This window comes from Streptomyces canus 299MFChir4.1, from assembly GCF_000383615.1.
GTDB lineage: Bacteria > Actinomycetota > Actinomycetes > Streptomycetales > Streptomycetaceae > Streptomyces > Streptomyces canus_C.
In genome coordinates this window covers 314,420-325,342 of record NZ_KB911582.1, presented here as the reverse complement: position 1 = coordinate 325,342, position 10,923 = coordinate 314,420, and the positions used below count along the sequence as shown (strand labels likewise).

The window sequence follows — 10,923 nt, the reverse complement described above, 5'->3', positions numbered from 1 at the left end:
GAGGGCCGTATTTCCGTATGTCTGCACCGCTCCCCATCGTGTACCTCGGGGGGCCAAACGTCATCTCTACTCCGGGGTAACCCGAGGGTCCGCAGCCGGGTATGGTTCCCAAACACGCAAAGAGGGCAGAAAGGTGTGGCATGCGTCACGACGTGAGCGCGATGATGTGCCAGGAGTTGGGCGACACGTTCCGGAACGTCACCGTTTCGGCGGTCTGAAACGCCGGGTACTTGCGCGATCCGCCCCGCCCGTGTGGACTACGGCCAATGCTTCGCGCACGCGCGTGGCTGAGACATACCCAAAGACAAGATCAGGAGGCAACCCGTGAGCGCGACCGCGGACCACGCGGAGACGAGCCCTGCCGTGAGGCTGGGGTTCCAGCCCGAGCAGGTGGTCCAGGAGATCGGCTACGACGACGACGTAGACCAGGAACTCCGCGAGGCCATCGAGCAAGTCATCGGCAGCGACCTTGTGGACGAGGATTACGACGACGTCGCCGATGCCGTGGTGCTCTGGTTCCGTGACGAGGACGGCGACCTGACCGATGTGCTGGTGGACGCCACCACGTACATCGAGGAGGGCGGCTCGATCTTGTTGCTGACGCCGAAGACCGGCCGAGACGGCTACGTGGAGCCGAGTGACATCTCCGAAGCCGCGACGACGGCAGGCCTGTCCGCCTCCAAGAGCGTCAGCGTGGGCAAGGACTGGAGTGGCAGCCGGCTGGTGACGCCCAAGGCGGCCAAGTCCAAGAAGTAGCCCTGCAGGACCGGACGGGCCGGCGCGACCGGCCCGTCCGCTTTCCTGCCGTGATCGCTGCGTAGGGTGGGCCTGTCACTCGAACAGCCCCCCGAAGGGACATCCACGCGATGGCGATCCAGGTCGGCGAAAAGGCCCCCGACTTCGAGCTCAAGGACAACCACGGCCGGACCGTGAAGCTGTCCGACTTCCGCGGCGCCCAGAACGTCGTGCTGCTCTTCTACCCCTTCGCCTTCACCGGCGTCTGCACCGGTGAGCTGTGCGAGCTGCGTGACAACCTGCCGCAGTTCTCCGACCGCGACACCCAGCTGCTCGCCGTCTCCAACGACTCCATCCACACCCTGCGCGTCTTCGCCGAGCAGGAGGGCCTGGAGTACCCGCTGCTCAGCGACTTCTGGCCGCACGGCGAGGTCTCCCGGGCCTACGGCGTCTTCGCCGAGGACAAGGGCTGCGCGGTGCGCGGCACCTTCGTCATCGACAAGGAGGGCGTGGTCCGCTGGACCGTCGTCAACGCCCTGCCGGACGCCCGCGACCTGAACGAGTACGTGAAGGCGCTCGACACCCTGTGATTGTTCGCCTCCAGGGACTGCGTGTGCGGGGAACCCGTCACTAGGATCGAAACGTTGATCCGGCAGCATCAGAAACAGCAACCTATGGAGGACTCGTGGGAGTCAGCCTCAGCAAGGGCGGCAACGTATCGCTGACCAAGGAGGCCCCGGGCCTGACCGCGGTCATCGTCGGTCTGGGGTGGGACGTCCGCACCACGACCGGCACCGACTTCGACCTGGACGCCAGCGCGCTGCTGCTGAACGCGGCCGGCAAGGTCGCCAGCGACGCGAACTTCGTCTTCTTCAACAACCTCAAGAGCGCGGACGGCTCGGTCGAGCACACCGGTGACAACATCACCGGTGAGGGAGAGGGCGACGACGAGCAGATCAAGGTCAACCTCGCCGCCGTCCCGGCCGACGTCGACAAGATCGTGTTCCCGGTCTCGATCTACGACGCCGAGAACCGCCAGCAGTCCTTCGGCCAGGTGCGCAACGCGTTCATCCGCGTCGTGAACCAGGCCGGCGAGGCGGAGATCGCGCGCTACGACCTCTCCGAGGACGCCTCCACCGAGACGGCCATGGTCTTCGGCGAGCTCTACCGCAACGGCGCGGAGTGGAAGTTCCGCGCCATCGGCCAGGGCTACGCCTCGGGCCTGCGCGGTATCGCCCAGGACTTCGGAGTCAACGTCTAGGACCCGTCCACCGGGCAGGTCCTCGGACCTGCCCCGGCCCTCTTCGTCCGGCGCCGCACGGTTTGCGTGCGGCGCCGGACGTGCAGGAACAGCACAGAAACACACTCTCGGGGAGGGAACAGCACATGGGCGTCACGCTCGCCAAGGGAGGGAACGTCTCCCTGTCCAAGGCCGCCCCCAACCTCACCCAGGTGATGGTCGGACTCGGCTGGGACGCGCGCTCCACCACCGGAGCCGACTTCGACCTCGACGCCAGCGCCCTGATGTGCAGCAGCGGGCGGGTCCTGGGTGACGAGTACTTCGTCTTCTACAACCAGCTCAAGAGCCCGGACGGCTCGGTCGAGCACACCGGTGACAACCTCACCGGTGAGGGCGAGGGCGACGACGAGTCGATCCTGGTCGACCTCTCCCAGGTGCCGGACCGGTGCGACAAGATCGTCTTCCCGGTGTCGATCCACGACGCCGACAACCGCGGCCAGACCTTCGGCCAGGTCAGCAATGCCTTCATCCGGGTGGTCAACCAGGCCGACGGCCAGGAACTGGCCCGCTACGACCTCTCCGAGGACGCCTCCACCGAGACCGCGATGATCTTCGGCGAGCTCTACCGCCACCAGGGCGAGTGGAAGTTCAGAGCGGTGGGACAGGGGTACGCCTCGGGCCTGAGGGGCATCGCCCTCGACTTCGGGGTCAACGTCTCGTAACGCGATATGAGCAAAAGCCGGGGCCGGGTCGGGCTTCGGAGGTGCCCGACTACACTTCGCTTCAAAGTTTCGTAAAGCCGAGTGCGGCACGAGGGAATCCCGTGCACGTACGGATTGGGTAGCCAGTGGTTGTCAAAACCTTCGGCTGGTCGTTCGCGGTCACCGCGCTCGGCTTGGTCGCTGCGGTCCTCTACGGGGGGTGGGAGGGCTTCGGTGTCGTGGCGATCCTCTCCATCCTCGAGATCTCGCTGTCGTTCGACAACGCGGTGGTCAACGCCGGAATCCTGAAGAAGATGAACGCCTTCTGGCAGCGCATCTTCCTCACGGTCGGCGTCCTGATCGCCGTGTTCGGCATGCGGCTGGTCTTCCCGGTCGTGATCGTCGCGATCAGCGCCAAGATGGGGCCCATCGAGGCGGTCGACCTCGCGCTCAACAACAAGGACCAATACCAGGAGCTGGTCACCGACGCGCACCCGGCGATCGCCGCGTTCGGTGGCATGTTCCTGCTGATGATCTTCCTGGACTTCATCTTCGAGGACCGGGACATCCAGTGGCTGCGCTGGATCGAGCGGCCGCTCGCCAAGCTCGGCAAGGTCGACATGCTGTCGGTCTGCATCGCGCTGGTCGTCCTGCTGGTCACCGCCTTTACCTTCGCGACCCACGCCCACCAGCACGGCGGAGCGCATGTCGACAAGGCGCAGACCGTCCTGATCTCCGGTATCGCGGGCCTGATCACCTACATGGTGGTCGGCGGACTCTCCGGCTACTTCGAGGACAAGCTCGAAGAGGACGAGGAACGCGAGCACGAGGAGGAGGAACGGGCCGAGCGCGAGGGCGAGTCCAAGTCGGCGGTCCTGATGGCCGGCAAGGCCGCGTTCTTCATGTTCCTGTACCTGGAGGTCCTCGACGCCTCCTTCTCCTTCGACGGCGTGATCGGCGCGTTCGCCATCACCAACGACATCGTCCTGATGGCGCTGGGCCTGGGCATCGGCGCGATGTACGTCCGGTCCCTGACCGTGTACCTGGTCCGCCAGGGCACCCTCGACGACTACGTCTACCTGGAGCACGGCGCGCACTACGCGATCGGCGCCCTCGCCGTGATCCTCATGGTCACCATCCAGTACGAGATCCACGAGATCATCACCGGCCTCGTCGGGGTCCTCCTGATCGGCTGGTCCTTCCTGTCCTCCGTACGCCGCAACAGGGCGCTCGCGGCCGCGGAGGGAAAAGCCGCGGGCTCGGACGAGAAGACTGAGGTCTCGTCCGGGGTGTGACACCCTTCCTGGTGAGGAACGCTCTGAGCGGGGCGGCCGGCCTCCGGCCGCCCCGCCGGTTTTCTCCAAAGTGAACATGGGGGCGGGAATGGGCTTCTTGGACGGACTCCGGGGCGGCCGCGAGGTCGACTTCGACTCGGGCAGCGCGGCCAGCAACGCCATCGAACTGACCAAGCGGCACAACCGGGTCTCGCTCACCAAGCAGGGCGCGGCGACCGGGAACCTGCGCGTCAACCTGACCTGGCGGATGCGGACCTCCGACATCGGGGGCTCCCAGCGGGAATCGCTGCTGCGGCACCCCTTCAAGGCGCTCAGGCCGCCGGAGGTCCTCGGGCACAGCCAGAGCATGGTCAACGTCGACCTCGACCTCGGCTGCCTGTACGAGCTGGCCGACGGCACCAAGGGGGTCGTCCAGCCCCTCGGCGGCCTGCTGGGAGACGTCAACGCGCCGCCGTACGTGAAGCTCAGCGGGGACGACCGGTTCGGCTCGGCGTCCGGCGAGACGATGTACGTCAACCTCGACCACCGGGACCAGATCAAGCGGCTGCTGGTCTTCGTGTACATCTACGACCAGACGCCGGCGTTCGACCGTACGCACGCCATCGTGACGCTGTACCCGAGCAACGGGCCGCGCATCGAGATAGGCCTCGACGAGCGGCACCCTCAGGCCCGGTCCTGCGCCGTCGTGATGATCGAGAACGTCAAGGACGAGCTCATCGTGCGGCGCGAGGTGCAGTTCGTGTACGGGTTCCAGGGCGAGCTGGACCGGTTGTACGGCTGGGGGTTGCAGTGGGGGCGGGGATACAAGTCGAAGGCGGACCGGTGAGCGCCCCTACCGCCCGATGAACTGCGGCCCCTGGGGAGGCATGCGGAACTCCGCGCCCGCGGGGACCGCGGGCGGCACCGGGTGCGGGTAGCCGTAACCGGACGCCGCTGCCACGGGGGCCGTGGCCGGGGTCGGCGACTGGGGGTAGCCGTAGGCCGCCTGGGTGGGGACCGAGGAGGCCGACTGGGTCGGCTGCTCCGGGGGGAGCGGGAACGACGTCGGCTCGGGCTGGGACGGGGGCTCCGCGGAGTCTGACTCGTCCACCACGATGCCGTAGTCCGTGGCCAGGCCCTGCAGACCCTCCAGATAGCCCTCGCCCAGGGCGCGGAACTTCCAGCCCTCGCCGCGGCGGTACAGCTCGCCGCAGATCAGGGCCGTCTCCCTGCCCGTCTCCGGCTTGATGTCGAAGGAGACCAGCGGCTCGCCGTCGGCGACCGAGGCGTCGTACAGCAGGATGCACAGGCCCTGCACCCGGCCGAAGGTGGCGTCCTCGGCGGACGTGTCGTCCGTCGAGGCGACCAGGAGAATCTGGCTGACGCCGGGCTCGACACCGGCGAGATCTGTCTGGATCGTGTCGGTGGGGCCCTCGGCGACGCGTTTCTTGCCGAGAAGCCAGACCTTCCCGGAGGGATGCCGGGGCTGGTTGTAGAAGACGAAGTCCTCGTCGGACCGCACACGGCCGTCGGGGCCGAGGAGCAGCGCCGAGGCGTCGACGACCGGGACCCCCTGCCCGGGCGCCCAGCGCAGCACGGCGCGTACCGTGGTGGCTTCCAGCGGGACGTTCGACCCCTTCAGCATGGCGTGCGTCATGCGGTCATCCTGCCCTCTCGGTCCTGATCACGACAACGCGGGGGTGCGCGACACCGGTTCGTCTCGTACCGGTGTCGACACGGCCGTGCTTGTCTGCGTTACCTGAAATTCATGCCCGGTGGGAACCTCGGACATGGGTACCTACGTACTATTACCGGCCACCTGCGCACCCTTTACAGGCGGCGCAGCTACCACGGGGGAGTCATATGCGTCATTTCGGGCACATCGCCCCTGAGGTGCGTCAGCGCCTCTTCCACCAGGAGCCGTGCGAGTTCACCGCGGACTCCCCGGCCCGGCTGCTCTCCGCGGCCCTGGGCGCCACGCTCTACAGTCCGGCCACGCGGCCGCGGCTCGCCGACGACATCGTCAAGCAGACCGGACGCGGCGTGGTCTCTATGGTGCTGTGCCTGGAAGACTCGATCGGTGACGAGGACGTCGCCGAGGGTGAGGAGAACCTGGTCCGGCAGTTCACGGACCTGGCGGAGCGCCGGGTGGATCTCCCGCTGCTCTTCATCCGGGTCCGCGCCCCCGAGCAGATCCCCGATCTCGTGTGCCGGCTCGGTCCCGCGGTCCGGCTGCTGTCCGGATTCGTGCTTCCGAAGTTCACCGAGGAGCGCGGCATCCCCTTCCTGGAGGCCCTTTCCGCCGCCGAGGTCGCGAGCGGGCACCGGCTGTTCGCGATGCCGGTGCTGGAGTCGCCGGAGCTGCTCTACCGGGAGACGCGCGTAGAGACCCTGGAGGGCATCGCCCGCGCGGTCGACAAGTACCGTGAGCGGGTCCTGGCCCTCCGGCTCGGCGTCACCGACTTCTGCTCCTCCTACGGCCTGCGCCGCGCCCCCGACATGACCGCCTGGGACGTCCAGATCGTCGCCTCCGTGATCGCCGACGTGGTGAACATGCTGGGCCGCGCCGACGGCACCGGGTTCACCGTGACCGGGCCGGTCTGGGAGTACTTCCGGGTCCAGGAGCGCATGTTCAAGCCGCAGCTGCGCCGCAGCCCCTTCCTGGAGGGCCAGGCCGAGGAACTGCGCGAGGCGCTCATCGAGCACGCCATGGACGGCCTGCTGCGCGAGATCACCCTCGACCAGGCCAACGGCCTGCTCGGCAAGACCTGCATCCACCCCTCCCATGTACTGCCCGTGCACGCGCTGTCCGTGGTCAGCCACGAGGAATTCAGCGACGCGCAGGACATCCTGCGCCCCGAGCGGGGCGGCGGCGGGGTGCTGAGATCGCAGTACACGAACAAGATGAACGAAGTGAAGCCGCATCGCGCCTGGGCCGAGCGGACCCTGCTGCGCGCAGAGGTCTTCGGGGTGGCCAACGAGGACATCGGCTTCGTGGAGCTGCTCGCCGCCGGAATCTCCGGCTGATCATTTCGTGGACACCAAGGGACGCATGAACAAGGCAGTGAACGACGGGACGCCGGGCGGGGTCTGGTCGGGGACGTGGGTCGCCGACCGGCTCGGCGTCGAACTCGTGGGCGACGACCGGCTCACCGACCTGCTGGGACTGGCACTGCGCCGCAACCCCAAGCGGGCCCATCTGCTGGTCTCCCACGTGCTGGGCAAGCACGTCCCGCAGTCGCCCTCGGTCGTCTACGGCCATGGCTTCGCACTGGGCCGCCGGGTGCGCGACCTGCTGGGCGACGAGGAGGCGGCCCGGGCGGTCGTCCTCGGCTACGCGGAGACGGCGACGGGCCTCGGCCACTCCGTCGCCGACGGCATCGCCCTCGCCCCCTACCTCCACTCCACCCGCCGCCCGGTCCCCGGCGTGGCCCCCGCGGGCGGCTTCGAGGAATCCCACTCCCACGCCACGAGCCATCTGCTCCTCCCGGAGGACCCCGCGCTCCTGGCCGGCGAGGGGCCCCTGGTCCTGGTCGACGACGAGTTCTCGACGGGCAACACGGTCCTGAACACGATCAGGGATCTGCACGACCGGTACCCGCGGGAGCGGTACGTGGTGGTCGCGTTGGTCGACATGCGTTCGGAGGCGGACGCGGGGCGATTGGAGGCTTTCGCGCGGGAGATAGACGCGCGGGTCGACCTGGTGGCGGCGGCCTCGGGCAGCGTGAGACTGCCGGAGGGCGTGTTGGAGAAGGGGCAGGACCTTGTAACGAGGTATGAGGATGCCAACTCAGGGGCGCGGGGAACTGCGCGACCAGCCCCCACCCGCCCGCACCCGGCAATCCACCGTACAGACCTGTCGTGGCCCCGAGACCTCCCCGACGGCGGCCGCCACGGCTTCACCCCGGCACACCGAATACGCCTGGAGTCCGCGCTCCCCGCCATGGCCGCAAGGCTCGCCGAGGCGCTGCCGCAAGACGCGCACCGCGTGCACATCCTCGGCTTCGAAGAGCTGATGTACGCCCCCCTCAGGCTCGCCCGCGAGCTCGAACAGGTCGCTGAAGGCGTCGGCGTGACCTACTCCACGACCACCCGCTCACCCGTCCTGGCCGTGGACGACCCGGGATACGCGATCCGCACGCGTCTCACCTTCCCCGCCCACGACAACCCGGCCGACGGCCCTGGCGAGCGCTACGCCTACAACGTCGCCGGCGCCGATTTCGACGCGGTGGTCGTGGTCGTCGACTCCACCGCCGACACCCCCGAACTGCACGCCCCCGACGGCCTCCTGGCGCGGCTCGCCGAGCACACCCCGCACGTCACCCTCGCGGTCGTCCCCAGCTACACCCCCGAAAGGCCCCCCATGCCCCCCGAGCCCCTCCGCGGCCCCGCCTTCTCCTCCTACGCCCCGGAGGACGTCGGCTGGCTGCTCCAGGACCTCTCGGACGTCACCCTGGAGGCGCCGACCGAGGAGCGCGAGGAGGCCATCCAGAGCGGCGGCGCGCACTACGCGGAGTCGCTGCCGATGGAGTACCAGCCGAGCGACCAGTACCAGGAGCTGTTCCGGACGGCCCTCGGGGAGTCCTCGGCGAGGCTCGCCCAGGCCGTCGGCGCGGTCACGGAGATCGTGCTCCAGGAGCGCTCGCCCCGCCCGGTCCTCGTCTCGCTCGCCCGCGCCGGCACCCCCGTCGGCGTCCTGATGCGCCGCTGGGCGCAGTTCCGCCACGGTCTCGACCTGCCGCACTACGCCGTCTCGATCGTCCGCGGCCGCGGCATCGACGCCAACGCCCTGCGCTGGCTGGCCGACCACCACGACCCGGCCGACGTCGTCTTCGTCGACGGCTGGACCGGCAAGGGCGCGATCACCCGTGAACTGACGGAAGCGGTGCGGAAGTTCGAGGCCGAGGGGGGCGCCCCGGGCTTCGACCCGGAGATCGCCGTACTCGCCGACCCGGGCTCGTGCGTGCGGACGTACGGCACCCGTGAGGACTTCCTCATCCCCTCCGCCTGCCTCAACTCCACGGTGTCGGGCCTGATCTCGCGCACGGTGCTGCGCGCGGACCTGGTCGGCCCGGACGACTTCCACGGCGCGAAGTTCTACCGCGAACTCGCGGGCGCGGACGTGTCGGTGGACTTCCTGGACGCCGTCGCCGCCCGTTTCCCCGAGGTCGTGGACGCCGTTGACGCCACCGTGAAGGAACTGCTGGCCGGCGACCGCGAGCCCACCTGGGAGGGCTGGGCCGCCGTCGAGCGCATCAGCGAGGAGTACGGCATCCACGACGTCAACCTCGTCAAGCCGGGCGTCGGCGAGACCACCAGGGTGCTGCTGCGCCGGGTGCCCTGGAAGATCCTGGCCAGGGCAGGCGCGGGCGCGGACCTGGACCACGTACGCCTGTTGGCCGAGCAGAGAGGTGTCCCGGTGGAAGAGGTCGCCGAACTCCCGTACACCTGCGTGGGGTTGATCCACCCCAAGTACACGCGGGGTGCGACGGGTGCCGACGGCAAGGCGGTGTCGGTCTGATGGCCGCCCAGGCTCCGGTGCTGGTCGCGAGCGACCTCGACCGTACGCTCATCTACTCCGCCGCCGCCCTCGCGCTGACCATGCCGGACGCGCGGGCGCCCCGGCTGCTCTGTGTCGAGGTGCACGAGAGCAGGCCGCTGTCGTACATGACGGAGACCGCGGCCGGACTGCTCTGCGAGCTCGGGGACGAGGCGGTCTTCGTGCCGACGACCACGCGCACCCGCAAGCAGTACCAGCGCATCAACCTGCCCGGCCCGCCGCCCGCTTACGCGATCTGCGCGAACGGCGGCCACCTGCTGGTCGACGGCGTCACCGACCTCGACTGGCACGAACGGGTCACCGCCCGCCTCGCCGACGAGTGCGCCTCGCTGGCCGAGATCAGCGCGCACCTCCAGGCCACGGCCGACCCCTTGTGGCTGCGCAAGCACCGAATCGCCGAGGACCTCTTCGCCTACCTCGTCGTCGAGCGCGAACTGCTGCCCGAGGAATGGGTGAAGGAGCTCGCGGTGTGGGCCGAGAGCCGCGGTTGGACGGTCTCCCTCCAGGGCCGCAAGATCTACGCCGTCCCCAAGCCGCTCACCAAGAGCGCGGCCGTGCGCGAGGTGGCCCGGCGTACCGGGGCCGCCCTGACGCTGGCCGCGGGCGACTCGCTGCTCGACACCGACCTGCTCCTCGCGGCCGACCGGGGCTGGCGGCCGGGGCACGGAGAGCTGGCGGACGAGAACTGGACCGCTCCGGCGATCAGCGCGCTGCCGGAGCGGGGAGTGCTGGCGGGGGAGCGGATCCTGCGGGAGCTGCTCAGGACGGCTCGGACGCCTCAGTAGACGAGGGCCGCCGCAGCAGTCGTACGGCGACGAACGCCACGACCGCGAGCGCGGCGGCCACAAGGACGACCTTCGAGTACGCGGACACGACGTCGGTGACCTGGGTCCAGTTGGCGCCCAGGGCGTGGCCCGCGAGGACGAACGCCGTGTTCCACAGGGCGCTGCCCAGCGTGGTGAGCGTCAGGAACACCGGCAGCGGCAAGCGCTCGACGCCGGCCGGGATCGAGACGAGGCTGCGGAAGACCGGGACCATCCGGCCGAAGAACACCGCCTTGGTGCCGTGCCGCAGGAACCAGGCCTCGGTCCTCTCGATGTCCGCGACCCTGACGAGGGGCAGCCGCGCCGCGAGTGCCACCGTGCGGTCCCGGCCGAGGAGCGCGCCGACGCCGTAGAGCGCGAGGGCGCCGATCACCGAGCCCGCCGTCGTCCACAGCAGCACGGCGACCAGGCTCATCCGGCCGGCGCTCACCGCGAAGCCCGCGAGCGGCAGGATCGCCTCGCTCGGGATGGGCGGGAAGAGGTTCTCCAGGGCGATGGCGACCCCGGCGCCGGGCGCGCCGAGGGCGTCCATGAGGCCGTTGACCCAGTCGATGGCTGACATGGGCCCACGCTAGGGACGCGGACTTGA

11 protein-coding genes are annotated in these 10,923 nt (G+C 69.3%); 9 read left to right on the top strand and 2 right to left on the bottom strand.

The features are described from left to right. Positions 1–324: 324 nt before the first annotated feature. The 6 genes from H293_RS0101450 to H293_RS0101425 all read left to right on the top strand — a co-directional run bounded on the left by H293_RS0101450 (position 325) and on the right by H293_RS0101425 (position 4,797). Positions 325–756: a DUF3052 domain-containing protein gene (locus H293_RS0101450; protein ID WP_020116104.1), complete on the top strand. Its 432-nt coding sequence runs from the start codon at positions 325–327 to the stop codon at positions 754–756. 110 nt (positions 757–866) lie between these two features. After that, complete coding sequence (locus tag H293_RS0101445) at positions 867–1,325, top strand: peroxiredoxin (RefSeq protein ID WP_007381727.1); 459 nt, start codon at positions 867–869, stop codon at positions 1,323–1,325. 95 nt (positions 1,326–1,420) lie between these two features. Next, positions 1,421–1,996, top strand: coding sequence for a calcium homeostasis/redox stress adaptation protein (locus H293_RS0101440; protein ID WP_007381726.1), 576 nt, complete (start codon positions 1,421–1,423; stop codon positions 1,994–1,996). 125 nt (positions 1,997–2,121) lie between these two features. After that, positions 2,122–2,697, top strand: coding sequence for a TerD family protein (locus H293_RS0101435; RefSeq protein ID WP_020116103.1), 576 nt, complete (start codon positions 2,122–2,124; stop codon positions 2,695–2,697). Positions 2,698–2,822: 125 nt separating this feature from the next. Then, the gene (locus H293_RS0101430) at positions 2,823–3,971 is read left to right on the top strand and encodes a DUF475 domain-containing protein (protein WP_020116102.1); all 1,149 of its coding nucleotides are present in this window, start codon (positions 2,823–2,825) and stop codon (positions 3,969–3,971) included. 88 nt (positions 3,972–4,059) lie between these two features. Beyond that, a complete protein-coding gene (locus H293_RS0101425; protein WP_020116101.1) occupies positions 4,060–4,797 on the top strand; it encodes a TerD family protein in 738 nt (245 codons plus the stop codon). Between the two features lie 6 nt (positions 4,798–4,803). On the opposite strand, the gene H293_RS0101420 is transcribed toward H293_RS0101425, so the two are convergent. Further along, entirely contained in the window at positions 4,804–5,607 is an 804-nt protein-coding gene (locus H293_RS0101420; protein WP_020116100.1) for a TerD family protein, read from the bottom strand. Between the two features lie 206 nt (positions 5,608–5,813). Here H293_RS0101420 and H293_RS0101415 point away from each other — a divergent pair, with 206 nt between their 5' ends. From H293_RS0101415 to H293_RS0101405, 3 genes are read left to right on the top strand one after another with little or no spacing between them, the layout of a single operon-like run. Continuing rightward, on the top strand, positions 5,814–6,977 hold the full coding sequence (locus H293_RS0101415) for an HpcH/HpaI aldolase/citrate lyase family protein (protein ID WP_020116099.1): 1,164 nt from the start codon (positions 5,814–5,816) through the stop codon (positions 6,975–6,977). Between the two features lie 25 nt (positions 6,978–7,002). Continuing rightward, on the top strand, positions 7,003–9,471 hold the full coding sequence (locus H293_RS0101410; protein ID WP_028807446.1) for a phosphoribosyltransferase: 2,469 nt from the start codon (positions 7,003–7,005) through the stop codon (positions 9,469–9,471). Further along, positions 9,471–10,295 carry an HAD family hydrolase gene (locus tag H293_RS0101405; RefSeq protein WP_020116097.1) on the top strand — a complete coding sequence of 275 codons (825 nt, stop codon included), beginning with the start codon at positions 9,471–9,473 and terminating at the stop codon, positions 10,293–10,295. The genes H293_RS0101410 and H293_RS0101405 overlap by 1 nt, the downstream gene beginning before the upstream one ends. Here the strand turns inward: H293_RS0101405 and H293_RS0101400 are convergent. Continuing rightward, positions 10,270–10,896 carry a DedA family protein gene (locus tag H293_RS0101400; RefSeq protein WP_020116096.1) on the bottom strand — a complete coding sequence of 209 codons (627 nt, stop codon included), beginning with the start codon at positions 10,894–10,896 and terminating at the stop codon, positions 10,270–10,272. The two genes, H293_RS0101405 and H293_RS0101400, sit on opposite strands and share 26 nt — an antisense overlap. Positions 10,897–10,923 lie beyond the last annotated feature (27 nt).

Coding starts and splice junctions, on each gene's coding strand:
- H293_RS0101445 (WP_007381727.1), top strand. CDS start 867: ATGGCGATCCAGGTCGGCGAAAAGGCCCCCGACTTCGAGCTCAAGGAC.
- H293_RS0101435 (WP_020116103.1), top strand. CDS start 2,122: ATGGGCGTCACGCTCGCCAAGGGAGGGAACGTCTCCCTGTCCAAGGCC.
- H293_RS0101425 (WP_020116101.1), top strand. CDS start 4,060: ATGGGCTTCTTGGACGGACTCCGGGGCGGCCGCGAGGTCGACTTCGAC.
- H293_RS0101420 (WP_020116100.1), bottom strand. CDS start 5,607: ATGACGCACGCCATGCTGAAGGGGTCGAACGTCCCGCTGGAAGCCACC.
- H293_RS0101415 (WP_020116099.1), top strand. CDS start 5,814: ATGCGTCATTTCGGGCACATCGCCCCTGAGGTGCGTCAGCGCCTCTTC.
- H293_RS0101410 (WP_028807446.1), top strand. CDS start 7,003: ATGAACAAGGCAGTGAACGACGGGACGCCGGGCGGGGTCTGGTCGGGG.
- H293_RS0101405 (WP_020116097.1), top strand. CDS start 9,471: ATGGCCGCCCAGGCTCCGGTGCTGGTCGCGAGCGACCTCGACCGTACG.
- H293_RS0101400 (WP_020116096.1), bottom strand. CDS start 10,896: ATGTCAGCCATCGACTGGGTCAACGGCCTCATGGACGCCCTCGGCGCG.